Consider the following 25,949-nt stretch of genomic DNA (forward strand, 5'->3'; position numbering starts at 1 on the left):
CTACACCCAGTACGGCACCCGGGCGCGGTACTGCCGCATCGCGAACGCCGCCAGCACCCAGCCGACGACCGTCAGTGCCACCACCACCGCCCAGTGCCGCAGCTCCTGGTGGGCGCCCAGCAGCGGGGCGCGCACGATGTCCAGGTAGTGCAGCAGCGGGTTGAGCTCGACGATGCTCGACCATCGTCCGGCGCCCTGCTGCCTCAAGGTGTCGTCGTTCCAGATGATCGGCGTCATGAAGAACAGCAGCTGGACGACCGAGAACAGCAGCGGACCGATATCGCGGTAGCGGGTCGCCAGGATGCCGAAACACAGTGACACCCAGATGCAGTTGAGCACGATCAGCCCCAGCGCGGGGATCACCGAGAGGTCTGCCCACGACCACGGCTTGGGGAAGATGATCGCGATGACGACGTAGATGACGATGTTGTGCGCGAACAGGATCATCTGCCGCCACACCAGCCGGTAGACGTGCACGCTCAGCGGCGTCGGCAACTGCTTGATCAGTCCCTCGTTGGCGACGAAGACGTCGGCGCCCTCGAGGATGGCGGCGTTGATCAGGTTCCAGATGATCAGGCCCAGCGTGACGTACGGCAGGTGCACCGAGAGCTCGAGGTGAAACAGCTTGGAGTACAGGCCGCCCATGGCGACGGCGGTGGTGCCGGTCGCGATGGTGATCCAGAACGGTCCCAGCACCGAGCGGCGGTAGCGCTGCTTGATGTCCTGCCAGCCCAGGTGCAGCCACAGCTCGTGCCGGCGGAAACCGGCCACCAGATCGCCCCGGGCACGGGTGAAGGTCCGCGACTGGGCCGCGGCGTCGAGAAACGTCACTGGGGTCCTCCAGGTTCCGATGGTGGCGACCCGCTTCGCCCGGCTTCGCCGCGCTCGCGATCGCCACGACGTTCCGATGGTGGCGACCCGCTTCGCCCGGCTTCGCCGCGCTCGCGATCGCCACCAGGCTTGCCGAATTGCTCATGGCGTCCCAAGCGGCGCAAGCGAATCCATTCGGCCAGGCCCTTGGGGTCGCGCCGGGTCACCAGGAAGTACCAGCCGAACCGAACCCACTCCTGAATCAGGAGCTTGCGCAGGCCCGGTTGTGCCAACAGGTAGCCGCGGTTGCGATAGGTGTAGAACCGCTTGTTGGGGTCGTCGGGGTATTGGGTGTGCATGCGACCGCCCAGGATCGGGCGGAATTCCGCCGAACCGCACGGGTGCAGGTAAACCGCGTCCAGGCAGGTGCCGAACGGCAGGCCCGATCGCACCAGCCGCCGGTGCATTTCGACCTCGTCGCCCCGGATGAACAGCCGCAGGTCGGGGACGCCGATCGCTTCGAGGGTGGTCGCCCGGAACAGCGCGCCGTTGAACAGCGAGGCTATCCCGGGCAGCAGGTCCTGTCCCGCTTCGGTGCGCAATTCGCTTGCGCGCCTGCGCCATACCAGGCCGCGGCGCAACGGGAATGCGAGCCGCTCCGGGTCGTCGGAGTTGCACACCATCGGCGACACCTCGGCCAGCGCGTGCCTCTCGGCGCACGCCAGCAGGGTGGCCAGCACGTGCGAGTCCTGTGGGCGCCCGTCGTCGTCGGCCAGCCACACCCAGTCGGCGCCCTGGGCCAGCGCGTGCAACATCCCCAGCGCGAAACCGCCTGCGCCGCCGAGGTTTCGGCGGGAGGCCAGATAGGTGGTCGGGATCGGTTGCGCGGCCACCAGATCGCCCACCCGGCCGGAACCGGGGCCGTCGTTGTCGATCACGATCAGGTGGTCGGGTAACCGGGTCTGGCTGCTCAGCGTGCCCAGCGACTTGGCCAGCTCGTCGGGGCGCCGGTGGGTGACGACGACGGCGATCACGGTCTCGGTCATATCTCGTTGCGCGTTTCGGCCAGCACCTCGCGCACGTGCCGGGCCGCGTCCTCCCCCTCGTAGGCGCGCACCACCTCTTCGATTCCGCCGGCCATCCGGATCACGCCGTGGTCGATCCACATCGCGGTCTTGCACAGCCGCGCGAGGAATTCGTTGGAATGGCTGGCGAACACCAGGATTCCGGACCGTTCCACCAGGCTCTGCAGCCGGGACTGGGCCTTCTTCATGAAGTCGGCGTCGACCGCGCCCAACCCTTCGTCGAGCAGCAGGATCTCGGGGTCGATGCTGGTGACCACGCCCATCGCCAGCCGCACCCGCATTCCGGTGGAGTAGGTGCGCAGCGGCATCGACAGGTAGTCACCCAGTTCGGTGAACTCGGCGATCTCGTCCACCTTGGCCATCATCTGCTTGCGGGTCTGCCCCAAAAACAGCCCGCGGATGATGATGTTCTCGTAACCGGAGATCTCGGGGTCCATCCCGATCCCCAGGTCGAAGATGGGAGCTACCCGTCCGGTGACCTCCGCCCAGCCGCGGGTGGGTTCGTAGATGCCCGAAAGCAGCCGCAGCAGAGTCGATTTCCCGGCGCCGTTGTGGCCGACCAGGCCGACTCGGTCGCCCAGCTCGAGCGACAGGGTGATGTCCCGTAGCGCCTCGACGACGACGACGTTGGAGCTGTTGCGCCCGATCGTGCCGCCCGCCTTGCCCAGGAACGCTTTCTTCAGGGAGCGCGACTTCGCGTCGAAAATGGGAAATTCCACCCACGCGTTGTGCGTCTCGATGTGAGGACCCGCCACCGTGCTGCGCTTTACAGGTACTGACCGTGTCCGGATCCGCCGGGCTTGCCGACGCCGGGGGGCAGCGCGCCCTGACGCATGTTCTCCAGCTGCGCGCGGGCGGCCATCTGCTGGGCGAACAGCGCAGTCTGGATGCCGTGGAACAGCCCTTCCAGCCAGCCGACCAATTGGGCCTGGGCGATGCGCAGTTCGGCGTCGGACGGCGCCGCGTCCTCGTTGAACGGCAGGGTGAGGCGGTCGAGCTCTTCGCGCAGTTCCGGCGCCAGGCCCTCCTCGAGTTCGCGGATGCTGGTGGCGTGGATCTCACGCAGGCGGTTGCGGCTGGCCTCGTCGAGCGGTGCGGCACGCACCTCCTCGAGCAGTTGCTTGATCATGGTCCCGATGCGCATCACCTTGGCGGGCTGCTCAACCAGATCGGTCAGGGAGCGCTCGTCGGAGTCGTCCTCCGTCACCGCCGTGGTCCGCGGGTCGACGTCGCCGATGATCTCGATGCCATCGTCGTCGTTGCGGGTACTCAATCCATCACCATCCTTTGCGGACTAAGAGTGCGGCGCCGCGCCGCTTCCGCGCCATTCGTAGATTCGGGCTCCACCATTGTCGTAGATCAGCGCCCACGACGGTGATTTATCCAGTGACACTAGTCCGTCGGGTACGGCGAACCCGCGGACCGTCGGCCGGCTGGTGTAGATGTACCGGATATTGAGCGCTTTGATCGCCTCGACCACCCGCGGGTCGGACTCGCCCTTGCGGGCGTAGGCCCAGAAGATGTAGCGGTTGGGGCCCGGGCCCATCTGCTGGGGGTAGTCGTAGTGGGTCCACAGCGGGTGCAGGTCGGCGACGGCGTACATCCACGCGGTGCCGTCGGTGTTGGCGTTGCCGATCACGGTGTTGTGCGCGCCGGGCAGCGTGGCCAGATAGGCCATGGCCATCAGGTCGCGTTGGTCGATCATCACCGAGTCGTACTTGTCGCCGAATAGGAACAGGTGTCGATAGAAGTAGTGGCGGGCGGTCAAGACGGTCGTCGCCACCAGCAGGACCGCCGTGGCGGCGGTCCACACCGGTGCGGGTTGGGGGCACCTCCCGCTTGTGGGGGACGGTTTGAATCGGCCGGCGACCCGTTTGGCGCCGGCCACCACCACCATGACGATCACGAACAACGCGACCCCGGCCATCGGTTGCAGCAGCAGGGTGATCGCGGCCGAGATCCGACGCGGGTCCTTGTAGAAGAACTCCCCGAACGCGCCGGCGATCGCGCCGACCGGGCCGCCGAGCGGGGTTCCCGCGTCGACCTCGACCACGACGAGCAGGAGCCACACCGCCAGCGGCCACCAGATCCTCTTGTAGGCGAAGAAGGCGCCGCCGATGATCGCGAGCGCCATGAGCCCGTACTGGTACGGGAAGTCGTTGAGGTGGCGCGAGTGCTGGAAGACGGCGTCGAACAGGCCTCGCTTCTTGCTGAGGTAGGTGAGGAACGAGTGCCCGGCGATGATGTCTTCCTGCTGACGGACGCTGATGAACTGCGGCAACAGGATCAGCGCGGTGGCCACGGCCACGCCGGCAAGCGTCACTGCGTCGGCGACGCGGCCGCGGACCGGGCGCCGCAGCACGTCCAGCATCCACCAGGCGACGACGAACAGCACGACGATGAACCCGCCGGTCAGGTGGACCGACATCACCCCCACGAAGGCCAGCACGGCGGCCGGGATCCGGTCGCGGTGGCGCAGCGTCGAGGCGATGAGCACGAACGTCGGCACGACGACCCCGTAGGCCGCCAGGTTGGGCATCGCGGCGACACCGAATTCGACATAGGGGAGGGCGGTGAACGACACCGACAGCGCGGCGGTGGTGGCGGCCGCGCCGGCGGTGAGCCATTGGCCCCAGTGCGGGCGCAGCAGCCGCCAGGCCAGCATCGCCGCGCTGGTGGGGAACAGCCAGACCGACACCGCCACCGAACCCAGCGTGTAGCCGGTGGTCGGCGCCGCCCCGGTGAGCTGACAGAACACCGCCACCCACGCGTGGAACACCGACGGGTAATACAGGGTCTGGTGCGTTTCGACGTTGCGCAGCTCGCCCATGTGGGTGGACGATGCCTGCCCGGTGTCGAGGATGAAGCGCACCTCGTTGGCGTGCCAGACGGCGTCCCAGGTGCTGGGGATGGTCTGCCAGTGGGTGGCCAGGCCGCGGTAGGCCGCCCACATGATGAGCAGGGCACCCAGCAGCACCCCGGCCGCCACCGTGATCGCGGGCCAGCCCCCGATGCCGCGGGCTTCGGCCGCGGTGTCGCGATAGCGGCCGAGCAGTAGCTGCAGGACCGTCATCACCAGGCACACCACGACCAGCGTGGCCAGCGCCGTCCAGCCGTTCCAGGGGATTCCGACCGCGCCGAACGGGATGATCGCCAGCGCGACCGCACCGTAGGTCAGCGCCGGGCCCACCGCGACCGCGATGGGCCAACTCAGCTGACTGACACGTGCGATGATCGCTCCGGGCGCTATCAGCAAAAACAATGCGATCAGCGTTCCGAACCAGAGCCCCACTCGACTAGTATGGCTGGCCGGGTGTCCTGGCTCGGGAAGCCACCGGCTGGCCGCAACGGCTCGAGCGTTCCGGGCACCCGCTACCGTCACGGTTTCGCCGAAATGCGCAAGCTCTAAGGTGGCTGGCATGGCTTACGACGTCGCCCGGGTGCGCGGACTGCATCCGTCATTGGGTGACGGGTGGGTGCACTTCGATGCGCCTACCGGGATGCTGATCCCCGATTCGGTCGCGACCACCGTTTCGACGGCCTTCCGCAGGTCCAGCGCCACCACGGTCGGTGCGCATCCCTCGGCGCAGCGCAGCGCCGCCATCCTGGAGGCGGCGCGGGCGGCGGTGGCCGACCTGTTCAACGTGGATCCGGCGGGCGTGGTGCTCGGGGCCGACCGCGCGATCCTGCTGTCGGCGCTGGCCGAGGCGTCGTCCTCGCGGGCGGGGCTGGGCTATGAGGTGGTGGTCAGTCGCCTGGACGACGAGGCGAACATCGCCCCCTGGCTGCGGGCGGCGCACCGCTACGGCGCCAAGGTCAAGTGGGCCGAGATCGACATCGAGACCGGCGAGCTGCCGACGTGGCAGTGGGAGGGCCTGATCGGCAAGTCGACCAGGCTGGTGGCCGTCGCATCCGCGTCCGCGACGCTGGGCACGGTCACCGACCTGCGGGCGATGACCAAGCTGGTGCACGACGTCGGCGGGCTGGTCGTGGTCGACCATTCCGCCGCGGCGCCGTACCGGTTGCTCGACGTGCGGGAAACCGACGCCGACGTGGTGGCGGTGAACGCCCTGGCATGGGGCGGTCCGCCGATCGGCGCGGTGGTGTTCCGCGACCCGGCGCTGCTCAATTCGTTCGGCTCCATCTCGACCGACCCGAAGGCGACCGGCGCGGCGCGCCTCGAGATCGGTACGCACCAGTTCGGTCTGCTGGCCGGGGTGGTCGCCAGCGTCGAGTATCTGGCGGCGCTCGACGAGTCGGCCCGCGGCAGCCGACGCGAACGCCTGTCGGTGTCGATGCAATCGGCCGGTGCGTATCTGAACCGGGTCTTCGATTACCTGATGGTGTCGTTGCGGTCACTGCCGTTGGTCATGGTGATCGGCCGTCCGGAGGTGCGGATCCCCGTGGTGAGCTTCGCCCTGAACGGCGTGCCCGCCGAGCGGGTGGTGCAGCGGTTGGCCGACAACGGGATTCTGGCCGTCACCAACGAGAACTCCCGCGCGCTCGACGTGCTGGGCGTCAACGACGTTGGCGGTGCGGTGACCGTCGGGCTGGCGCACTACTCGACGACGGCCGAGGTCGACCAGCTGGTGCGCGCGCTGGCGTCCCTGGGCTGAGCCGCTCAGACCGTTAACACTCGAGAGTGCAGCCATGGCTTTCGGTGTGCGCTCACGGCGGGGATGCCGCCAAAATGGCGCCCGCACAGCACGCTCGAAGCCCTAGGCGCACACTCGACGGGCCGGGCTCGGTAGAAGTCGCGAGCCGCTCAGACCGTGAGCACGATCTTTCCGGTGACCTCGCCCGACGTCAGCCGTTGGTGCGCCTGAGCGGCCTGCTGAATCGGCATGCGCGCGCCGATGATCGGCCGGACGCGGCCCTCGGCGATCATCGGCCACACCTCCCCGATCACCGCCTGCACGATCTCGGTCTTGCTGTTCGGCCCGGTCACCGGGCGGGCACGCAGCGTGGTGCCGATGACGCGGGCGCGCTTCGCCAACAGCTTGCCGATGTTCAGCTCGCCCTTGATGCCGCCCTGCATGCCGATGATGACCAGCTGCCCGTCGGTGGCCAGGGCGTCGACGTTGCGGTCCAGGTAGGCCGCCCCCATGATGTCGAGGATCACGTCCGCGCCGCCGCTTTCGCGCAGCCGCTCGACGAAGTCCTCGTCGCGGTAGTTGATGGTGATCTCGGCGCCGAGCTCGCGGCAGAATTCCAGCTTCTCCGGCGAGCCGGCGGTCACGGCCACCCGGGCGCCCAGCGCCCGCGCGACCTGGATCGCGTGGCTTCCGATGCCGCTGGCGCCGCCGTGCACCAGCAGCAGCTGGCCCTTGCCCAGGTGGGCGGTGAGCACCAGGTTCGACCACACGGTGCAGGCCACTTCCGGTAGCCCGGCCGCGTCGATCAGGTCGACGCCGTCGGGGATCGGCATCACCTGGCCGGCGGGGACGGCGACGTACTCGGCGTAGCCGCCACCCGCCAGCAGCGCGCAAACCTGTTGTCCGGCAGGCCAATTGGTGACGCCGTCACCGGTCTCGGCGACCACGCCGGACACTTCCATGCCGATGATGTCGCTGGCGCCCGGCGGCGGGGGATATTTGCCGGCGGCCTGCAGCAGATCGGCCCGGTTCACGCCGGCAGCGGCGACCTTGATCAGCACCTCGCCGGGCCCGGCGGATATGTCCGCCACGTCTTGCCAGGAAAGCTGATCGGGGGATTCGGCGACGATGGCGCGCATGGGGCCACGCTACCGACCCCCGTTACCCTTATAGCGGTGGCGTGGCAGAGCGGCCTAATGCACTCGCCTTGAAAGCGAGAGACGGCTAACACCGTCCGGGGGTTCAAATCCCTCCGCCACCGCGCGTGTCAGCCGGCGCTCTGGTGCAGCGTCGGCGCGTAGCGAAGCAGCGCGCCGACCCCGTCGGCCGGGGCGATCCGCTCGTCGGTGCGCACCAGTGACGCCCCGACGGAAATCGCGAACAGCGGCAGGGCCTCATCGGCCCGCAGCGTCTTGCCCGCGGCCGCTGCGGCCGATCGGCGGGGCGCAGGCCCAGAACGGCACGCCCGATGTCCTCGATCACCGCCGTATCGGCGCCCTGTCTTCCCAGTTCTTCTTCCAGCCCACGCCATTTCAGCTCGAGCTGAGCTTCGGCGTCGTGGGTGTCGTGCGAGTCGTCGAAGTAGAGCGAGGCGAATGGCGCGGGGGCCTCTAGCAGCTTGCGGAAGCGTTCAGAGTCCATGTCTTTTCGGGTGCCCCGCGTGTCGGGGTGCAAAACCCTAGTAGCTGCGGTCGCCTTCGCTGTGGTCGAAGAAGCGCCATGCGCCGTTGGCCTCGACTTCCATGCGCCAGCCCAGTTCGTTGCCCTCGACGGCCTCGTCGGCGAACCACGCGTGTGCCTTGTCGGCGCTTTCGATGTCCTTGGTCGCGACAACGTCGCCCTTGGGGTTGAGCACTCGGTAGGTAGCCATGGCGGCAGTGTTCCCACCGTCGGGTGCCCTCAATCGGTGGCGATCTCGGCAGCGATGGTGTCCATCAGGGCGGTGTAGCGCTTGGCTTCCGGGTCGCGCCCGGGCTTGCCGCTGCTGATCACGCCGGCCGCCAGCCCGCGCGCGGGGTCGGCCCAGATCGCGATGTTGACCAGGCCGAGGTTGCCGAACGCGTGGGGAGCGTGCAGGCCGAACGGCCCCCACCGGTCGGTCCCCAGGATGAAGCCGGTGCCCCAGCGCGCGGGTTGCAGCCCGACCGCGAAATCCGGTCGCAACCGCCGGCATTCCCTGACCGCGCCGTACATCGTCTCCGGGCTCACCACCCGCACGCCGTCGAGATTGCCGCCGCGACGCCATATTTCGGCGAACCGGGACATTTCGTTGGCGGTCGACACCGTGTTGGACGACGGGATGATCGTGTTGAGAAAGAGCGGGGTGTTGGTGATCGGGATCATCTCGTGCACGGTTCCGCCGATCGCCTTGCGGAAGATCTGCGCCACTATCGGCGGGAGCGGGCGGCCCGTCGCGTGGCTGGGCGCGACCAGGGGCAGGTCCTCTTTGGCGACACCGAAATTCGTCCACCGGAAGCCGAGCGGATCGAGGATCTCCGTTGCGAGGATCTCGCGAATCTCCTTGCCGGTGGCGGCGTACACGATCTCGCGGACGAGCGGGCCCCAGGTCAGCGCGTGGTACATGTGGAACAGCCCGGGCCGGTAGATCGGCCGCAGCTCGCTGAGCTTCTGCTGCGCGTATTCGTGGTCGTCCGCGCGTTTGACATCCGGCTTGGGCCCGGTGGGGAAGGGCAGCCCGGCGCTGTGCGTCATCACGTGCCGAATGGTGATGCGGTACTTGCCGTGACTGGTGAAGGTGGGGATGTAGTCGCAGACGCGGTCGTCGAGTGAGAAGACGCCGCGCTCGACGAGCATGTGCACCACGGTCGCCGCGATGCCCTTGGCGGCCGAATAGACGCAGAACGGCGTGTCGGTCGTGACCGGGATCTTCTCGGCGTCGGGTGCGTCGCTCGGGGCGTTGCCCCAGCCGTGGCCGATCGCCCGGTTGAGTACCACGCGCCCGTGCCGCCGGATGCACAGCTGGATGGCCGGGTGGAAGCCGGCCTGGTACCAGTGGCGCGTGGCGGCCCAGATCCGCTCGACGGCGGCGCTGTCGATCTCCGAGTGGTCCTCGTCGCCGATCGCCGTCACGGCGTCCAAGTCGGCCGGGAGGCGGATCTTGCCGTCTGGTGTCGTCACCTCAGCGAGGGTACGTGGCCGCGGATCACTCCCCGGTGAACTGCGGGGGGCGCTTCTCGAAGGTCGCCGCGATGCCCTCGGTCAGGTCCTTGGAGGGCAGGAAGGCGGCGTTCCATGCGGCGACGTAGCGCAGGCTCTCCGATACCGCGGCGGTGCGCTGCTGGTCGAGGACGTCCTTGACGCCGTGGACGGTCAGCGGCGGGTTGGCGGCGATCTCGGCCGCGGTGGCGCGCGCGGCCGCCAGCGCGGCCTCGGCGTCGGCGTAGACGTCGTTGACCAGGCCGATCTTCTCGGCCCGGGCCGCGTCGATGTCCTTGCCGGTCAGCGCCAGTTCGCGCAGGTGCCCGTCGCTGAGGATGTACGGCAGGCGGGCCAGGCTGCCGACGTCGGCGACGATGGCCAGCTTGACCTCGCGCACCGAGAATTTGGCGTCGGCGCTGGCGTAGCGGATGTCGACGGCGGAGATCAGGTCGACGCCCCCGCCGATGCACCAGCCGTGCACCGACGCGATCGTCGGGGTGCGGCAGTCCGCGACCGCGGTGATCGCGCCCTGCATGCGCTTGACCTCGCGGTGGAAGACCGCGCGCGGGCCGGCCAGGGCGTCGCCGGACAGCAGCGGGGTGAAGGAGCCGCCCATCGCGGGTACGTCCAGCCCGTAGCTGAAGTTCTTGCCCGAGCCGGTCAGCACGATGGCCCGCACCTCGGGGTCGGCGTCCAGGGTCGCGAACAGCTCCGGCATCTCCGACCAGAACGCCGGGCCCATCGCGTTGCCCTTGCCCGGCCCGATCAGCGTCACCTGCGCAACGTGATCTTTGGTCTCCACCGTCACGGATTCGTATGCTTGCGCCATATCGAGACCGTAGCGTGGCAAAGATGGCTCCTGATTTGCGGCCCGGCCCCCATTCCCCGCCCACCGACGAACTGCACAGCGCCGAGGACACACTCGGGGTGTTGCAGCGGGTGCTGCACACGATCGCGGCCGACGACCTGCCGCGGCGGACGCCGTGCGCCGAGTTCGACGTGGCGCAGCTGACCGAGCATCTGCTGAAGTCGATCGCCGGGCTCGGGGGCATGGTGGGCGCGGAGATGCCGGCGCGCGAGCAAGGCGATTCGGTGGAACGGCAGGTGGTCGCCGCGGCCCGGCCGGCGCTGGATGCCTGGCATCGGCGCGGGCTGGACGGCACGGTGCCGTTCGGCAACAGCGAGCTGCCCGCCAAGACGGCGTGCGGCATCTTCTCGGTCGAATTCCTGGTCCACGCCTGGGATTACGCCGCGGCGGTGGGCCACGAGGTCAACGCCCCGGAACCACTCTCCGAATACGTGTTGGGGTTGGCGCACACCATCATCCGACCGGAGATCCGCGCCGGGGCCGGGTTCGACGACCCGATCGACGTCCCGGCCGACGCCGGCGCGCTCGAGCACCTGGTCGCGTTCACCGGGCGTGACCCGGCACGGTAGCTCGAGGGGCTCTGCCATCGCGGTGTGCGACTAGGGCTTTGAGTGTGCACGCAGGGCGGGGTTTGGCTCCGATTCCCGACCTGGACGCACACACGAGGCCGTCAACGCACACCCGAACGGCCGGCCCGACACACCGGAAGGCTGAGGCGCTACACCCGCTCGAGGTAGAAGTAGTAGTACCGGCCGTTATCCCGGACGCCCTTGCCGTTCATGATGCCCATGACGGCGTTGTCGTCGATCTTCTTGAAGTGGTCGTGCACGGGCTGGCCGTCGTAGACCATCGTCGCGGTGACCTCCCCGCGGAACTCTTCGAGCCAGAGGCTGGCCTCGCCCTTGCCCATCTCGACGTTGGAGAACTTGTTGCCGTCGGCGTCCAGGCAGACCAGCGGCTGCACGTCCCGGGCCGACTTGAAGGTCTTGCCGAACCACCCGGCCTTCTCCAGCTGCCCGTTCATCCGGTGGCCGGTGCGGAATTCGCCGCCCTTCCACTCGCCCAGCATCCCCTCGATCGTGGCGGGCTCGAGGCCGGCCCAGAAGTCGTCGAGCTCAGTGTCGGGGATGTCACCGCCGCGCTCCTTGAACTCGGTGAACAGTTTGCGCGCCAAGTCCAACGGAGTCTCCTTACGGTTCGGTGCGGGAAATCCACTCCCGGGCGAAGTGCAACAGGGCGTCATTCTCCTCCACGGCGCCGATGGTGATGCGCACCCCCTCGCCGGCGAACGGTCGCACCACCAGTCGCGCGTCGGCGGCCTGCTCGGTGAAGTCCGTGGTACGAGAGCCCAGCGGCAGCCAGATGAAGTTGGCCTGCGACGGCGGCAGGGTGAACCCGGCGTCGCGCAGCGCGGTGCTGACGCGGGTGCGCTCGGCGACCAGTGCGTCGGTCCGGGCCATCAGCTCGTCGGACGCCTCCAGTGACGCGATGGCGGCCGCCTGCGCGACGTTCGTCACGGCGAACGGCATGACGACCTTGTCCAGCGCGGTAATCAGCTCCGGGTGACTGATCGCATAACCGACGCGCAGGCCGGCGAGCCCGTAGGCCTTCGAAAAGGTCCGCAGCACAACGACATTGCTGCGGGACAAGGCCAACTCCAGGCTGTTGGGCACGAGGCCGTCGCGGATGTATTCGACGTAGGCCTCATCGATGGCGATCAGGATCTCCGGCGGCACCGCCTCCACGAAACGGGTCAGGGCGTCCGGATCGACGACGGTCGACGTCGGATTGTTCGGGTTGCAGACGAAGATCAGCCGGGTGCGATCGGTGATCGCGGCAAGCATGGCGTCGAGGTCGTGGGTGTGGTCGGTCAGCGGCACCTTGACCGCGGTCGCGCCGGACACCTGGACGATGGGCAGATAGCACTCGAAGCTGCGCCAGCCCATGATCACCTCGTCGCCGCCCGCGGACGTGATCTGCACCAGCTGCTGACACAGGCTGACCGAGCCGCTACCGACCGCGATGTGCTCGGGCGCGACGTCGGAACCCAGGTGCATGGCCAGGGCCGCCTTGAGGTCGACGCTGGCGTTGTCGGGGTAGCGGTTGACGACGGCGACGGCGCGCTCGATCGCCGCGTGCACACTGGGCAGCGGACCGTACACGGTCTCGTTGCTGGCCAGCTTGATGGAGCCCGGCACGTTCTTGCCGGGGACATAGACTGGCAGTCCGACCAGTTCGGGACGCAAGCGGGCGGTCACTTCGACAGTTTATGTCGCGGATGTGTACGCTATGGCCGGTTCCGCGAGACCGGAAAGGGGTCGGGTACCCTCGAACAGTCCAAGGGAGGCGTGCCAGAGCGGCCGAATGGGGCTCACTGCTAATGAGTTGTCCCCCTCAAAGGGGACCGGAGGTTCAAATCCTCTCGCCTCCGCCAAGGAACACGACGCACGACAATTGAACACGGGCGCCCGTAGCTCAACGGATAGAGCATCTGACTACGGATCAGAAGGTTAGGGGTTCGAATCCCTTCGGGCGCGCTCACTGCAGGCGTATATTTGACTGCCTCGGGCAACAATTCAGTTCCGCGCGAACCATCGGAGTTGAGCCATGTCCCGTATGACCAGAACCCTCGCCGCCTTGATGATCGCCTCGAGCGCTTTCATGATGTCGGGTTGCGGCTGCACCACAACTGCTGGTGTCACCACCTGCACCTTGATGTAAGCGGTCGAAGCTGTTGTGCCGTCAAGTTTGACGGAACCGGGGCCTGCCCGGATCGTCGGGGTGGGCTGGGGCGGGGACAACAGTTCCGTCCGTGAGAATCGGAGTCGGGCACGCCACGACTCCGTGAGATCAGGCGCCCTGATGGCCGCCACGATCCCCCTGATCGCCGCCGCCACCGCCGTGGTACCAGTGCGGCCGGACGGCGGCCCGGGTGCGTCCGCGGTAATGGATTTGTTCGCGGTAACGCGGCAGGACACGGAGTTGCCGGGGGATCAGGGCTCGTTCTCGATGAGGCCCAGCGCGCGCTCGAACAGGTGAACCGTGGCCGCGTGCAACTGGTCGCCAACCTCTTTCTCGGCCTTGCCCGCACAGGCCCGGGCGAGCGTGCCCTCGATGACGATCCCCAGCTTGAAGCAGGCCAGCACGGTGTACCAGGTGATGTGCGACAGGTTGCGGGTGGTGTTTGCCGCATAGCGCTCGAAGAGCTCGTCGGTGCTGGCCAGCCCCTCCTGCCCGCCGAGGGCGTGGCTGAACACGCTCGACCCGTCGGGCTGGCGCCAGGTGGCCAGCAGCCAGCCCAGGTCCAGCAGCGGATCCCCGATCGTGCACATCTCCCAGTCGACGATCGCGACCACGTCCGGGCCGGTGTTGGAGAACATCACGTTGGCGGCGTGGTAGTCGCCGTGCATGATCCCGGGCGTCCACGTGGCCGGCCGATGGCGCTCCAGCCAGGCCGACACTTCCGCGATGCCCGGGATCCGCGGCCCGGGGTAGCCGTCGTACTCGTTGTAGGAGTCCAGCTCGGCAAGCCAGCGTGGAACCTGGCGTTCCAGGAAGCCCTCCGGTTTCCCGAAATCGCCGAGACCCACCGCGAGATGGTCGACGGCGCCCAGCTTGGCCAACGCATCGGCCATTGAGAGGCCCATGCCGTGCCGCACGCCGGGATCGCCCGTATGCAGCGGCGGCAGTCCTTCGCCGGCGTTGAATCCCTCGACCGGGTCCATCAGGTAGAAGACGGCGTCGCCCAGCACGGCGGGGTCCTCGCACGCCGCGATCAGGTGGGGGTGCGGCACGTCGGATCCGGCCAGGGCGGCAAGGACTTTCGTTTCCCGCAGGATGACGCTGTTGCTCCGGGGACGCAGGTGCCGCGGGCCCCGCCGCAACACGTACGGCCGGCCGGCCCTGGTGAACCGGATCATGACGTTCTGCGTTCCGCCCGTGACGGCGGTGACGTCCTCCAGCGGGCCCTCGCCGAGTCCCCGCCCGGACATCCAGGCCGCGACGGCGTCCAGGTTCACGGCATCCACGTTCAGCCGATACCGATCTCGTCCATGTCAGCGCTCCTCCGCAACCCTGTGGGCAGTCTGGGAAAAAGCGTAGGCCACCGCCGGGAACGGGCTTCGGGCGGCGGAGCCTGGAACAATAGTGTGCGCAACTAACTGAATCTTGCTCCTGAAGGGACTGGCGATGCCGCGTACCGACAACGACTCCTGGGACATCACCCAAAGCGTGGGGGCCACCGCATTGGGTGTCGCGGCGGCGCGGGCCGCCGAGACGGAGAGCGAGAACCCACTCATCAGCGACCCGTTCGCGCGCGTGTTCGTGGACGCGGCCGGCGAAGGCATGTGGAGCATCTATGCCGATCCTGAGCTGCTGGCCAAGGCGGTGGAGCTCGAGCCCGACGTGCGCACGCGCATCCAGCTGATGATCGACTTCATGGCCACGCGGACAGCCTTTTTCGACGAGTTCTTCCTGGGCGCCGCCGAGTCCGGCGTACGGCAGGTGGTGATCCTGGCCGCCGGGCTGGACGCCCGCACCTGGCGGCTGCCGTGGCCCGACGGCACGGTCGTCTACGAACTCGATCAACCCAAGGTCCTGGAGTTCAAATCCACCACGCTGCGCGAGCACGGCGCGCAGCCCAGGGCGCGGCTGGTCAACGTGCCCATCGACCTGCGGCAAGACTGGCCGAAGGCTTTGCAGGAGGCCGGGTTTGACGCGTCGAGGCCCGCCGCCTGGTCGGCCGAGGGCCTGGTGCGTTACCTGCCGGCGCAGGGCCAGGACCTGTTGTTCGAGCGCATCCATTCGCTCAGCGCCGACGGCAGCTGGCTGGCTTCCAACGTGCCGGGCGAAGGGTTCACCGACCCCGATCTCGTCCGGCGTCAGCGCGAGGAGATGCGGCGCATGCGGGCAGCGGCGGCCAAGCTGGTCGATTCCGAGATCACCGATTTGGACGACCTCTGGTATCCCGAAGAGCGCACCGCCGTCGACGCCTGGCTGCGGGAGCGCGACTGGGATGTCGCCACGGCGACGTTCGCCGAACTGATGGCTCGTTACGGTCGCAGCGTTCCTCAGGACTCCGAGGGCGCGGTGCCGCCCACCCTGTACGTGTCCGCGCGGCGACGTTAGCTAGCGCGTCAAACCACTTCGATTCGGTCCCCGGGCTCCGCTGGCGCACTGCCGAATTCACCCGCGACGAATGTTTAGACATAAGTCGAATGGGTAACTATGCTCCACGAGAAATTTTTCTCGACCACATTGGAGGGCACCATGCGTGGCAGCGGAATCATCGGCACCCTCGCCCTGGTATGGCTGCTCATCGGGGTATTCGCGGCATGGCAACGCGACTACTTCAAAGGTGACTCGACCAGCTGTGTCACGGCGGGCAACATCGCGTTGACCGTCATCGCGGGGCCTTTGAATTACGGGGGCGTCAACCCGAAAGTCAAGGACTGCCATGTTCCGCAGCCCAGTTCAATGCCTGGTGTTTTACTGCCCCTCACCTAAAGGAGTCGTCATGATTGTCTTGGGCGTAGTCCTGCTTATTCTCGGGTTTGTATTCAGCGTCCCATTGCTGTGGGAAATCGGCGTCGTCGTGTTGGTCATCGGCGCCGTGTTGTGGATCATGGGCTCGATCGGTCGTCCAGTCGCCGGCCGGCGCTATTGGTATTAGCCACCACGCCGGGAAACGGGATCGCGCGACTGTCCGGCAGTCGCGCGATCCCGTTCACAGCTGGCGCAAAGCTGCGCCATAGCGGCGGCTCAGCACGGTGCGGATACTGGAACTCGTGACACAGCCCCGCGCCTCCGTCGAACGGGTGGTCATGTGTCGCGCGGACGGCAATCCGATCAATGTGTTGGTCGTGGACGACGAGTCCGTCCTGGCCGAAATGGTGTCGATGGCGCTGCGGTACGAGGGGTGGAACATCGCCACCGCCGGCGACGGTGCTTCGGCCATTGCCGCCGCCCGGGCCCAGCGCCCCGACGTGGTCGTCCTCGATGTGATGCTGCCCGACATGAGCGGGCTCGACGTCTTGCACAAGCTGCGTGAAGAGAACCCGCAGCTCCCGGTGCTGCTGCTGACGGCGAAAGATGCGGTGGAAGACCGCATCGCCGGGCTGACCGCGGGCGGCGACGACTATGTCACCAAGCCGTTCAGCATCGAAGAGGTGGTTCTGCGGCTGCGCGCGCTGCTGCGGCGCACCGGGGTGACGACGCTGGACAGCGGCGCGCAGCTGACGGTCGGCGACCTGGTGCTCGACGAGGACAGCCACGAGGTCACCCGGGCCGGCGAGCCGATCGCGTTGACCTCCACCGAGTTCGAGTTGCTGCGGTTCATGATGCGCAACTCCAAGCGGGTGCTGAGCAAGGCCCAAATCCTCGACCGGGTATGGAGCTACGACTTCGGCGGCCGGTCGAACATCGTCGAGCTCTACATCTCCTATCTGCGCAAGAAGATCGACAACGGGCGCGACCCCATGATCCACACGCTGCGGGGCGCGGGTTATGTCCTCAAGCCGGCTCGCTAGGAGCGATCGCAAGCGCGGCGAAGCCGGGCGCAGCGGGTCGCGATTTTTGGCTAGGCGCGCTGAGCCGCGGCGGGCCTGGTCGCTGCGGCTGCGGCTGCTGGTCGGGCAGATCGTCGTGCTGGCCTTGGTGTGCGTCGGAATCACCGCGGTGACCGAACTGGCGCTCAACCACCACCTGGTCAAGCAGCTCGACGGGCAGCTCGCCGGTACGTCGTTCCGTTCGGCGCTGATGTATCCCGAACCGAACCACCCGGGATGGCGGCGCGAGCACTCCTACTATCCGCGGCCGGGCCCCGGCCCGCGATTCCTGGACGCCCCCGGCCAGCCGGCAGGCATGTTGGCCGCGGTCGTCAATCACGGCGAGATCGTCGACGCCGGCTACCTCACGAGCAGCGGCACCCGCGCCGCGCTGACCCCGACGGCCCAGAGCCAGCTGGAACGGATAGCCGCCAGTCGCGCGCCGGTCACCGTGGAGCTGGACGGCCTCGGCCGATACCGGGTGGTTGCGGCCCCGAGCCGGAACGGCGCCGACACGATCGTCACCGGCCTCTCGATGTCCAACATCGACGCCACGCTGATCCGGATGCTGATCATCTTCGCCCTCGTCACCGTGGTCGCGCTGGCGGCCGCGACCATCGCCGGGGTGGTCATCATCCGCCGGGCGCTGGCGCCCCTGCGCCGCGTCGTGCAGACCGCGAGCAAGGTGGCCGACCTGCCGCTGGATCGCGGGGAGGTTCAGCTGCCGGTCCGGGTGCGCGAATCGGACGCGAATCCCTCCACCGAGGTGGGCCAACTCGGGTCGGCCCTCAACCGGATGCTGGACCACATCGCGTCCGCGCTGTCGGCGCGGCAGGCCAGCGAGACCCGCGTCCGTCAGTTCGTCGCCGACGCCAGCCACGAGCTGCGCACCCCGCTGGCCGCGATCCGCGGCTACACCGAACTCACCCAACGCATGGGGGACGACCGCGAGGCGGCGGCGCACGCGATGAGCCGGGTCGCCTCCGAAACCGAACGGATGACGCGGCTGGTCGAGGACCTGCTGCTGCTCGCCCGCCTGGACTCCGGCCGCCCGCTGGAACGCGAACCGGTCGATTTGTCGCGGGTGGCCGTCGACGCGGTCAACGACGCGCATGTGGCCGGGCCGGACCACCAGTGGGAACTCGACCTGCCGGAGGAACCTGTGATCGTCACCGGTGATGCGGCCCGGCTCCACCAGGTGCTGACCAACCTGCTCGCCAACGCCCGCCTGCACACCGGCGCGGGCACGGTGGTGACGACGCGCCTGGGCACCGAGCCTGATCACACCGTGCTGCAGGTGATCGACAACGGCCCCGGCATCCCGGTGGCACTGCAATCCGAGGTGTTCGAGCGGTTCGCCCGCGGCGATACCTCGCGCTCCCGCAAGGGCGGCAGCACCGGGCTGGGTCTGGCGATCGTGTCCGCGGTCGTCAAGGCCCACAACGGGACCATCACGGTGGACAGTTCACCCGGCCATACCGAGTTCACGGTGCGGTTGCCACTCAACGGGTGGCAACCGCCCGCAACCTCGGCTAGCTAGAGCAGGTGACGTCGATTTCGAACGGCTTGTTCACGGGCTGCATGGGGTTGGCCATGTCGACCCCGGTGGCCGTTCCGGTGATCTTGTAGCTGTTCCCGTTCTTCTCGGCGGAGGCGTTGCCCTGGCCGGTTCCCGAGGTGTACCCGAGCGTCACACCGTTGACGTTGCCCAGGCCAACGGATTTCACCTGCGGCGGGTTGGCGTCGGTGAGCACGGCGGCGATGCCGGTCGCTGCGCCACCGATCGCGATGTTGACGGTGCCGCCCGCGGACGTGCACACGACGGAGCCGCTCACGTTCTGGTCCTTGCCGTCGATGAGGACCTTGGTTCCGCTGGCGGCGCCCGCCGAGGTGTTCACGGCGGAGCTGGTGCCCGAACCGCCCGAACTCTGCTTGTTACTCGAACAGCCGGAAACTCCGGCGGCCAGAATTGCCGCTCCAGCCACCGCGACGATCAGTCCACGCTTCACGGGTTCTCCTTTGCCCGATAGTTGCGGCCCTCGGCATTGAGGGCCGTGGGGGCAGTATGCGGGTTAACTAGTCCGCGAATCCAGGGTTCCGGGTAATCGGTTTTTGTGTCCATTGGCCACTTGACGAGATCCGATGGAATGGCCCCGGTCAACGGCACGTCGGTGGCACTGTATTGGCGTGCAGCACAAACCCCCCACCGCAGTCATCGACGCGGCGCACCGCGCACACGCGCTGCCATTCGATGACGACGCGGACTTCCACAACGCTGACCGCGGGTTCATCGCCGCTCTGTCGCCGTGCGTGATCAAGGCGGCCGACGGCCGGACGGTGTGGGACAACGACGCCTACTCCTTTCTGCGCGGTCAGGCGCCGGCGTCGGTGCACCCCAGCTTGTGGCGGCAGTCGACACTGGCCGCCAAACAAGGCCTCTACGAAGTGGTGCCCGGCATCTACCAGGTCCGTGGCTTCGACATCTCCAACGTCACGTTCGTCGAGACCGATACGGGCGTCATCGTCATCGACCCATTGGTGTCCACCGAGGTCGCGGCGGCGGCGCTGGCGTTGTATCGCGCCCACCGGACGGGCGAACGCCCCGTCGTCGCGGTGATCTACACCCACAGCCACGTCGACCACTTCGGCGGCGTGCTGGGAGTCACCTCACAGGCGGACGTGGACGCCGGCGCGGTGGCCGTGCTGGCGCCGGAAGGCTTCGCCGAGCACGCCGTCCGGGAGAACGTCTACGCCGGTCCGGCCATGGCGCGGCGGGCCACCTACATGTACGGCACCCTGCTGCCCCGCGGGCCGCAGGACCAGGTCGGTTGCGGCCTCGGCCAGGCGCCGTCCACCGGTGAGGTGGCGATCATCGTCCCCACCATCGACGTCCGCGAGACCGGCGAGAGGCACACCATCGACGGCGTGGAGATCGAGTTCCAGATGGCACCCGGCACCGAGGCGCCCGCCGAAATGCACTTCTACTTCCCGCGTTTCCGCGCGTTGTGCATGGCCGAGAACGCCACCCACAACCTGCACAACCTGCTGACCCTGCGCGGCGCCCTGGTGCGCGACCCGCACGCGTGGTCCGGTTACCTCACCGAGGCGATCGACACCTTCGCCGACCGTGCCGACGTGGTGTTCGCCTCCCACCACTGGCCCACCTGGGGCAGGGAGAGCATCGTCGAATTCCTTTCACTGCAGCGCGACATGTACGCCTACCTGCACGACCAGACGCTGCGACTGCTCAACCGGGGCTACACCGGGGTCGAGATTGCGGAGATGTTCCAGATGCCGCCGGCGCTCGAGCGCGCGTGGCACACCCACGGGTACTACGGTTCGGTCAGCCACAACGTGAAGGCCGTCTACCAGCGTTACATGGGCTGGTTCGACGGCAACCCGGCCAGGCTGTGGCCGCATCCGCCGGAGGCCCTCGCTCCCCGCTACGTCGAGGCGATGGGCGGAATCGACCGAGTGGTCGAGCTGGCCCGGACGGCGTTCGACTCCGGCGACTTCCGTTGGGCGGCAACGCTGCTGGATCATGCCGTCTTCGCCGACAGCGCTCATGCTGGCGCGCGTGCGCTCTACGCCGACACGCTCGAGCAGCTGGCCTACGGTGCCGAGAACGCGACGTGGCGCAACTTCTTCCTCAGCGGCGCAACCGAATTGCGGGGCGGGAACTTCGGCACCGCGACTCAGGCCACCTCGCCCACCATGCTGTCGCAGCTGACCCCTGAGCAGATCTTCGACAGCCTCGCCATCCGGGTCGACGGGCCGCGCAGCTGGGATCTCGACCTCGCCATCGACATCGCCTTCGCCGACCTGGCCGTCAACTACCGGCTGACCCTGCGCAACGGAGTGCTCGTCCACCGCAAGGCGGCGGCCGAGCCCGCGACGGCGACCGTGACGGTCCGGCTGGACGGCAAGTCCCGGCTGCTGGCCGCGGCGCTGGGCGACTTCAGCTCGCCGGGTCTGCAGATATCCGGCGACCAGGCGGCGCTGCGGGCCTTCCTGGGTGCGCTGGACCAGCCCGACCCGGGCTTCAACATCGTCACGCCCTAGTTGGCCTCGCGAGCAGACACAGAATCGCATCAAACTCGCCGACTTTGTGCGACTTTGCGTCTGCTCGCGCAAACTAGCGCGCCACCTCGATGACGACCTTGCCCAACACTTTGCGGTCGGCCACGTGCCGCAGCGCGGCGGCGGTTTCGGACAGCGGGAACCGCGCACCGATGTACGGACGAATCGTGCCGGCGGCGAACATCTCCGAGAGCTCCCGCATGTCGCGGGCGGCCTCGTCCGGGTGGTCGGTCATGAAGGTGCGGATCTCCATGCCCCGCACGCAGATGTCCTTGAGCAGAACGAGATTGAGCGGGATGGCCGGTATGGACCCCGCGGCATAGCCCAAAGTGACGAAGGTGCCACCGCGGGCCAGCGCCCGCAGCGCCGGCTCGGCGTACGGCCCGCCGACGGGGTCGATGACCACTCGGGCGGCATCGCCGGTGAGCTCGCGGATGCGCGCCTTCAAGTCCTCCCGGTCATAGTCGACGGTCGCCTCGGCGCCGCGTCGACGGCACAGGTCCAGTTTCTCGGGGCTCGACGCGGCGGCCAGCACCCGGGCCTTCATGGCGACGGCCAGGTCGACCGCGGCCAGCCCCACGCCGCCCGCGGCTCCCAGCACGACGACCCAATCCCCTTCCGCCACCGCCGCGGTCGAGCGCAAGGCGTGATACGCGGTGCGGTACGTCACGCCGAAGGCCGCGGCCGAAGCGAAGTCGGCGTCGTCGGGGATGAGCGACGCCTGGCCCGCATCGAGCAGTGCGCGTTCGGCGAACGCCCCGAAGGTGGTTCCGGACACGCGCTGACCCGGCGCGAACGGCGCGCCGGCGCCGGTGGCGATCACCTCTCCGGCGATCTCGTTGCCCGGGATGAATGGCGGCGGGATCTTGACCTGGTACTTGCCGGCGATGAACAGCACGTCGGGGAAATTGACAGCGGCGGCATGCACCCGCACCAGCAGCTGCCCGGGGGCCGGAACCGGCTCGTCGACGTCCTCGAGAACCAGATCTTCCGGTGAGCCATAGGAGCGGCAGACGATCGCGCGCATCAGCTGACCCCCAGACCACGCAGGCAGAATCCCACCAGGTGTGCGATGTCGTCGGACCCGGGCCGGTCGGCCGAGCCCACGTATCGTCGCATACTCGCCGCCGTGCAACTGAACACCGCCTCGACGTCGCGGTCGACATCTCTGCTGCCCAGTGCCGCAACGGGTTCGACGAGCAGGTCGCGCAGCGGCCGCAGCATCTCCCGGTCCACCGCTCGCCAATCCGACAGCTGTCCGGCGGCCGCTCGGCTCATGCTGATCAAGTGCGGGTCGGCGACCTGCGCCAGCGTGCCCTCGATCCAGCGAGCGACCCGCTCGCGCGGCTCGCTCTCCTTGGCCATCTGGTGCTCGAGGTAGGACACGACGATGCTGACCCCGCGCTCCATGACGGCCAGGATGAGATCGTCCTTGCCGGCGAAATAGCGGTAGAACGCCTTGTTCGACGTGCCGGCCTCGGCGACGATGTCGCTCACCCGCGGCGGCTCGGGCGCGACCCGTTCCATGACTCGCACCGCGGCAGACAGGATGCGCTCCACCTCTTCGGTGGCCTCCCGCTGGCGGTCGTCGAGCGCCCGCTCGACCGCCGCGGTCACCCTGCTGCTCACGGCGAATCGGGCAGCGCCGGAACGCGGTCGACGAGGTCGCCGTACTTGGTGCGGGCGGCCTCCCGACGGATGTCCAGCAGCTCACTGGGCCACTCGGGGTCCTCGGCCTCGTATCCTTTGAGCAGTAGCCGGGCCAGGTTGACCTTGTGGGCCTCGGTCGGCCCGTCGGCCAGGCCAAGCGCCACCCCGCCGAGCAGCACGTTGACCAGCGGCAGCTGGTCGGTGGTGCCCAGCGCCCCGTGCACCTGGATCGCACGCAGCCCAATGGATTTGAGCACTTGTGACGCCAAGATCTTGCAGGCGCCGATCTCGGCGCGGGCCGCATGTTCGCCGGCGGTGTCGATCAGCCACGCGGCGTGCAGCACCGCCAGCCGGAACGGCATCAACTCGGTGTAGGAATCGGCGATGAATGCCTGCACCAACTGTTTGTCGGCCAGCGAACTGCCCTGAGTGAAACGGCTTTTCGCGCGGCGGGCCATCATCTCCACCGCGCGTTGGGCGACCCCGATCGATCGCATCGCGTGGTGCAGCCGCCCGCCGGCCAGCCGTGTCTGCAGGATCATGAAGCCCTGGCCGGGTTCACCCAGCAGCGCGTCCGACGGCACGCGCACCCCGTCGTAGTGCACCAGCGAATGCCCGGGTTCGTGCGGCAGCGCACCGACCAGATGATGGGTGGCCTCGATGGTCAGGCCATCGGTTCCGGCCGGCACCAAAAACGTCGACGCGCCGCGGTGGACCGGCACGTCCGGGTCGGTGATCGCGACGACGATGAAGAACGAGGCCACGGAGGCGTTGGAGGAGAAGTACTTTCGCCCGGTGATCACCCAGTCGTCGCCGTCGCGGAACGCGCGCGTCCGGAAAACCCGCGGGTCGGCGCCGCCCTGCGGCTCCGTCATGGAAAAGCAGGAGAAGATCTCCCCGGACAGCAGGCCCGCGAGGTAGCGGTCCTTCTGCTGCTGGGTTCCGAAGCGGGCGATGATCTCCGCGTTGCCGGTGTCAGGCGCCTGCGTGCCGAACACGATCGGCGCCCACGGGCTCCGGCCCAGGATTTCGTTGATCAACGTCAGCTTGACCGCGCCGAAGCCCTGCCCGCCGAGTTCGGGCCCCAGATGTGGTGCCCACAAACCCTGGTCGCGCACCCGCTGTTTGAGCGGGTCGACGATCCGGCGGCGCTCGTCGTTCAGCGGCAGGAACTCGCAACCCGGGAACAACACCTCGAGGGGTTCCACCTCTTGGCGGACGAACTGCCGGATCCACTCCAGCTTCTTCTCGAACTCCGGTTCGGTGGAGAAGTCCCACGACATTCGGATACTCCTATTCGTTCATTGGCGCCGACCCCGCCGCGTCACGGAATTCCGCCGTCGGCGCGCAGGATCGAGCCGGTGGTGAAACTGGACGCGTCGGATGCCAAAAATAATGCCGCGCCGACGATTTCGGCCGGGTCCCCGGCGCGCTGCAGTGCCAGGTGCCCGAACGGCTTGCCCTCGGCCGCCTCGAGGTTCCAGGCCTTGCTCACATCGGTCAGAAACGGTCCGGCCATCAGTGTGTTGACCCGCACGGCCGGTCCGAAGGCCTTCGCCAGCGCCTCGGTCATCGCGTTGAGCCCGGCCTTGGCGGCGGCGTAGGGGATGATGTCGGGCGTGGGGCGCAGCGATCCGGCCGTGCTCACGTTGATGATCGACCCGCGTCCGGCCGCCACCATCCGCTCGCCCACCAAGGCCGACAACCGGAACGGCCCCTTGAGGTTCAGGTTGACCACCGCGTCGAACAACTTCTCGGTGACATCGGTCAGCTTGTCGTACAGCGGTGACATCCCGGCGTTGTTGATCAGTGTGTCGACCTTGCCGAAGCGGTCATAGGTGGCCTCGACCAGCCCGTCGAGCTGATCCCAGCGACCGACGTGCACCTGATACGGCATGGCGGAGCGACCGGTTTCGGCTTCGATCTCCTTGGCGGTGGTCACGCAGTTGTCCATGTTGCGGCTGGCGATCACGACGTCGGCGCCGCAGCGCGCGGCGGCGAACGCCATCTCGCGGCCCAGTCCGCGGCTGCCGCCGGTGACCAGCACGACTCGGTCGGTGAGATCGAAAAGCTGGTCGGCGTAACCCATTTCAGTGGCCCCGGGAGGGCAGCGAGCGCGCGAGCTCGGCCGCGGTCGCGATCAGCTGCGGGATCATCGTCCCGAAGGCGTCCTGGATCTTGGGGTCGACCTTTCTGGTGCGCACCCCCGCAGCGTAAGTCTTTTCCAGCACGATGCCGAGCTTCCAATTGGCCAGCACCAGGTAGTAGTCGATGTTCTCGGTCGACAGCCCGCTGACCGTCTCGTAGTGCGCCAGCAATTCGCTTCGGCGGGGCATGCCGCTCATGTCCAGATAGAACCCGTCGGCGCGCGGCTCTTCACCGTCGTAGCCGAGCAGGCACCACGCCAGGTCCAGCAGCGGATCGCCGACCGTCGTCATCTCCCAGTCCACGATCGCGGCGAGCCGCGCCGGCGCGCCGTGGGCGAACATCACGTTGGCGAATTGGTAGTCGCCGTGCATGATGCCCGGTCGGTACTGCGCGGGCCGGTTGTCGCGCAGCCAAGCCGCGGCCTCGTCCAGGCCGGGCAGCTCGCGCACCTGGTAGGCGCTCAGGAACGCCAGCCAGCGATCGACCTGCCGGTCGTGGAATCCGTCCGGGCGGCCGAAGCCCTCCAGCCCTTGGGCGCGCCAATCCACCCGGCCCAGCTTGGCTGCGCCCTCGACGAGTTCGAAGGCCAGCCCGCGGCGGGCGTTCAATTCGGTGTCGAACGGCGGTTGCCACCCGCCGTCCATCGGGCTCCAGCCGTCGATGGCCTGCATGACATAGAAGGGCATCCCGAGGACGGTGCCGGTGTCGTCGGCCGCGATCAGCGCCGCGTGCGGGACGTCGGTGCCGGACAGCGCTCGCACCAGCCGGATCTCGCGCAGCAAGCCGTCGATGCGGGCGGCGTCGGCGCGGGCACCGGGCATTCGCAGCACCATCCGCTCGCCGCCGCGCTCGAGCAGGTACAGCGTGTTCTGCGAACCGCCCTTGAGCTGTTGCAGCCGCGGTTCTTCGCCGCTTCCCGGTGCGTCGTTCGCATCCAGCCAGCGACCGAGCACGCCCGCATCCAGTTGGGACTGGTCTACCGTCGTCATTCGCACACCCCGCTCTCTGT

General features: G+C 68.2%; 27 protein-coding genes, 3 tRNA genes and 1 pseudogene. 11 read left to right on the forward strand and 20 right to left on the reverse strand.

All coding sequences use genetic code 11. The features are described 5' to 3' along the window. Genes wzm through AWC03_RS20270 form a run of 5 tightly spaced genes read right to left on the reverse strand, consistent with a single transcriptional unit; the run spans position 1 to position 5,187 of the window. The gene (gene wzm, locus AWC03_RS20250) at positions 1-831 is read right to left on the reverse strand and encodes a galactan export ABC transporter permease subunit Wzm/RfbD (protein ID WP_085242502.1); all 831 of its coding nucleotides are present in this window, start codon (positions 829-831) and stop codon (positions 1-3) included. Continuing rightward, entirely contained in the window at positions 828-1,856 is a 1,029-nt protein-coding gene (glfT1, locus tag AWC03_RS20255; RefSeq protein ID WP_085242503.1) for a galactofuranosyltransferase GlfT1, read from the reverse strand. The genes wzm and glfT1 overlap by 4 nt, the downstream gene beginning before the upstream one ends. Then, positions 1,853-2,650 carry a galactan export ABC transporter ATP-binding subunit Wzt/RfbE gene (wzt, locus tag AWC03_RS20260; protein WP_085242504.1) on the reverse strand — a complete coding sequence of 266 codons (798 nt, stop codon included), beginning with the start codon at positions 2,648-2,650 and terminating at the stop codon, positions 1,853-1,855. The genes glfT1 and wzt overlap by 4 nt, the downstream gene beginning before the upstream one ends. Before the next feature lie 11 nt (positions 2,651-2,661). Beyond that, positions 2,662-3,168 carry a bacterial proteasome activator family protein gene (locus AWC03_RS20265; protein WP_085242505.1) on the reverse strand — a complete coding sequence of 169 codons (507 nt, stop codon included), beginning with the start codon at positions 3,166-3,168 and terminating at the stop codon, positions 2,662-2,664. Positions 3,169-3,189: 21 nt separating this feature from the next. Then, positions 3,190-5,187, reverse strand: coding sequence for a DUF6541 family protein (locus AWC03_RS20270; protein WP_085242506.1), 1,998 nt, complete (start codon positions 5,185-5,187; stop codon positions 3,190-3,192). A 127-nt stretch (positions 5,188-5,314) separates the two neighbouring features. Here AWC03_RS20270 and AWC03_RS20275 point away from each other — a divergent pair, with 127 nt between their 5' ends. Then, complete coding sequence (locus tag AWC03_RS20275) at positions 5,315-6,511, forward strand: cysteine desulfurase-like protein (protein WP_085242507.1); 1,197 nt, start codon at positions 5,315-5,317, stop codon at positions 6,509-6,511. Between the two features lie 149 nt (positions 6,512-6,660). On the opposite strand, the gene AWC03_RS20280 is transcribed toward AWC03_RS20275, so the two are convergent. After that, on the reverse strand, positions 6,661-7,629 hold the full coding sequence (locus tag AWC03_RS20280) for an NAD(P)H-quinone oxidoreductase (RefSeq protein ID WP_085242508.1): 969 nt from the start codon (positions 7,627-7,629) through the stop codon (positions 6,661-6,663). Between the two features lie 35 nt (positions 7,630-7,664). Between AWC03_RS20280 and AWC03_RS20285 the strand changes: the two genes are divergently transcribed. Further along, positions 7,665-7,751, forward strand: a tRNA-Ser gene (locus AWC03_RS20285). A 6-nt stretch (positions 7,752-7,757) separates the two neighbouring features. Here AWC03_RS20285 and AWC03_RS27945 read toward each other — a convergent pair. From AWC03_RS27945 to AWC03_RS20305, 4 genes and pseudogenes are all read right to left on the reverse strand, one after another. Further along, positions 7,758-7,916: pseudogene (locus tag AWC03_RS27945) on the reverse strand (Rv2629 family ribosome hibernation factor); the annotation flags it as partial. Between the two features lie 252 nt (positions 7,917-8,168). Beyond that, complete coding sequence (locus tag AWC03_RS20295) at positions 8,169-8,360, reverse strand: hypothetical protein (protein ID WP_085242509.1); 192 nt, start codon at positions 8,358-8,360, stop codon at positions 8,169-8,171. A gap of 29 nt (positions 8,361-8,389) precedes the next feature. Next, positions 8,390-9,628 (reverse strand): lipase LipE, encoded by a 1,239-nt coding sequence (lipE, locus tag AWC03_RS20300; protein ID WP_085242510.1) that lies wholly within the window; start codon positions 9,626-9,628, stop codon positions 8,390-8,392. A 25-nt stretch (positions 9,629-9,653) separates the two neighbouring features. Next, positions 9,654-10,478, reverse strand: coding sequence for a crotonase/enoyl-CoA hydratase family protein (locus AWC03_RS20305; RefSeq protein ID WP_085242511.1), 825 nt, complete (start codon positions 10,476-10,478; stop codon positions 9,654-9,656). Positions 10,479-10,501: 23 nt separating this feature from the next. Between AWC03_RS20305 and AWC03_RS20310 the strand changes: the two genes are divergently transcribed. Continuing rightward, positions 10,502-11,086 carry a TIGR03086 family metal-binding protein gene (locus tag AWC03_RS20310; protein WP_208859306.1) on the forward strand — a complete coding sequence of 195 codons (585 nt, stop codon included), beginning with the start codon at positions 10,502-10,504 and terminating at the stop codon, positions 11,084-11,086. Positions 11,087-11,235: 149 nt separating this feature from the next. Here the strand turns inward: AWC03_RS20310 and AWC03_RS20315 are convergent, their stop codons facing one another. Together AWC03_RS20315 and hisC are read right to left on the reverse strand one after the other, a co-directional pair. Continuing rightward, positions 11,236-11,697 (reverse strand): DUF4334 domain-containing protein, encoded by a 462-nt coding sequence (locus AWC03_RS20315; RefSeq protein WP_085242513.1) that lies wholly within the window; start codon positions 11,695-11,697, stop codon positions 11,236-11,238. A 10-nt stretch (positions 11,698-11,707) separates the two neighbouring features. Next, a complete protein-coding gene (gene hisC / locus AWC03_RS20320) occupies positions 11,708-12,775 on the reverse strand; it encodes a histidinol-phosphate transaminase (RefSeq protein ID WP_085242514.1) in 1,068 nt (355 codons plus the stop codon). 84 nt (positions 12,776-12,859) lie between these two features. Here hisC and AWC03_RS20325 point away from each other — a divergent pair. Both AWC03_RS20325 and AWC03_RS20330 read left to right on the forward strand, forming a co-directional pair. Beyond that, a tRNA-Ser gene (locus AWC03_RS20325) sits at positions 12,860-12,951 on the forward strand. 30 nt (positions 12,952-12,981) lie between these two features. After that, positions 12,982-13,054, forward strand: a tRNA-Arg gene (locus tag AWC03_RS20330). A 39-nt stretch (positions 13,055-13,093) separates the two neighbouring features. On the opposite strand, the gene AWC03_RS28150 is transcribed toward AWC03_RS20330, so the two are convergent. Next, positions 13,094-13,219 (reverse strand): hypothetical protein, encoded by a 126-nt coding sequence (locus AWC03_RS28150; protein WP_276327147.1) that lies wholly within the window; start codon positions 13,217-13,219, stop codon positions 13,094-13,096. Positions 13,220-13,510: 291 nt separating this feature from the next. After that, on the reverse strand, positions 13,511-14,509 hold the full coding sequence (locus AWC03_RS20335) for a phosphotransferase family protein (protein WP_249025924.1): 999 nt from the start codon (positions 14,507-14,509) through the stop codon (positions 13,511-13,513). Positions 14,510-14,705: 196 nt separating this feature from the next. Between AWC03_RS20335 and AWC03_RS20340 the strand changes: the two genes are divergently transcribed. The 5 genes from AWC03_RS20340 (at position 14,706) to AWC03_RS20355 (ending at position 18,602) form a co-directional block, all read left to right on the forward strand. After that, complete coding sequence (locus tag AWC03_RS20340) at positions 14,706-15,644, forward strand: class I SAM-dependent methyltransferase (RefSeq protein WP_085242516.1); 939 nt, start codon at positions 14,706-14,708, stop codon at positions 15,642-15,644. Between the two features lie 129 nt (positions 15,645-15,773). After that, positions 15,774-16,022, forward strand: a complete 249-nt coding sequence (locus tag AWC03_RS20345; protein WP_085242547.1) for a hypothetical protein — start codon at positions 15,774-15,776, stop codon at positions 16,020-16,022. Positions 16,023-16,032: 10 nt separating this feature from the next. Beyond that, positions 16,033-16,188 (forward strand): DUF6131 family protein, encoded by a 156-nt coding sequence (locus tag AWC03_RS27515; protein ID WP_090419013.1) that lies wholly within the window; start codon positions 16,033-16,035, stop codon positions 16,186-16,188. Between the two features lie 151 nt (positions 16,189-16,339). Beyond that, a complete protein-coding gene (locus AWC03_RS20350; RefSeq protein WP_085242548.1) occupies positions 16,340-17,044 on the forward strand; it encodes a response regulator transcription factor in 705 nt (234 codons plus the stop codon). Continuing rightward, positions 17,022-18,602: a sensor histidine kinase gene (locus AWC03_RS20355; RefSeq protein ID WP_244275098.1), complete on the forward strand. Its 1,581-nt coding sequence runs from the start codon at positions 17,022-17,024 to the stop codon at positions 18,600-18,602. The genes AWC03_RS20350 and AWC03_RS20355 overlap by 23 nt, the downstream gene beginning before the upstream one ends. Here the strand turns inward: AWC03_RS20355 and AWC03_RS20360 are convergent. Then, positions 18,595-19,071: a lipoprotein LpqH gene (locus AWC03_RS20360; RefSeq protein ID WP_085242517.1), complete on the reverse strand. Its 477-nt coding sequence runs from the start codon at positions 19,069-19,071 to the stop codon at positions 18,595-18,597. The genes AWC03_RS20355 and AWC03_RS20360 overlap by 8 nt on opposite strands. Positions 19,072-19,243: 172 nt before the next feature. On the opposite strand from AWC03_RS20360, the gene AWC03_RS20365 reads away from it, so the two are divergent. Further along, the gene (locus AWC03_RS20365; RefSeq protein WP_167542685.1) at positions 19,244-21,124 is read left to right on the forward strand and encodes an alkyl/aryl-sulfatase; all 1,881 of its coding nucleotides are present in this window, start codon (positions 19,244-19,246) and stop codon (positions 21,122-21,124) included. Positions 21,125-21,197: 73 nt separating this feature from the next. Here the strand turns inward: AWC03_RS20365 and AWC03_RS20370 are convergent, their stop codons facing one another. Genes AWC03_RS20370 through AWC03_RS20390 form a run of 5 tightly spaced genes read right to left on the reverse strand, consistent with a single transcriptional unit; the run spans position 21,198 to position 25,929 of the window. Next, positions 21,198-22,169: an NADPH:quinone oxidoreductase family protein gene (locus AWC03_RS20370; protein WP_085242519.1), complete on the reverse strand. Its 972-nt coding sequence runs from the start codon at positions 22,167-22,169 to the stop codon at positions 21,198-21,200. After that, positions 22,169-22,771: a TetR/AcrR family transcriptional regulator gene (locus AWC03_RS20375; protein WP_085242520.1), complete on the reverse strand. Its 603-nt coding sequence runs from the start codon at positions 22,769-22,771 to the stop codon at positions 22,169-22,171. Before AWC03_RS20375 ends, AWC03_RS20370 begins: the two co-directional genes overlap by 1 nt. Then, positions 22,768-24,075, reverse strand: a complete 1,308-nt coding sequence (locus tag AWC03_RS20380; protein ID WP_085242521.1) for an acyl-CoA dehydrogenase family protein — start codon at positions 24,073-24,075, stop codon at positions 22,768-22,770. The genes AWC03_RS20375 and AWC03_RS20380 overlap by 4 nt, the downstream gene beginning before the upstream one ends. A 41-nt stretch (positions 24,076-24,116) precedes the next feature. Next, positions 24,117-24,881, reverse strand: a complete 765-nt coding sequence (locus AWC03_RS20385; protein ID WP_085242522.1) for an SDR family NAD(P)-dependent oxidoreductase — start codon at positions 24,879-24,881, stop codon at positions 24,117-24,119. Between the two features lies 1 nt (position 24,882). Continuing rightward, on the reverse strand, positions 24,883-25,929 hold the full coding sequence (locus AWC03_RS20390) for a phosphotransferase family protein (RefSeq protein WP_085242523.1): 1,047 nt from the start codon (positions 25,927-25,929) through the stop codon (positions 24,883-24,885). Positions 25,930-25,949 lie beyond the last annotated feature (20 nt).

This window comes from Mycobacterium europaeum, assembly GCF_002102155.1.
GTDB lineage: Bacteria > Actinomycetota > Actinomycetes > Mycobacteriales > Mycobacteriaceae > Mycobacterium > Mycobacterium europaeum.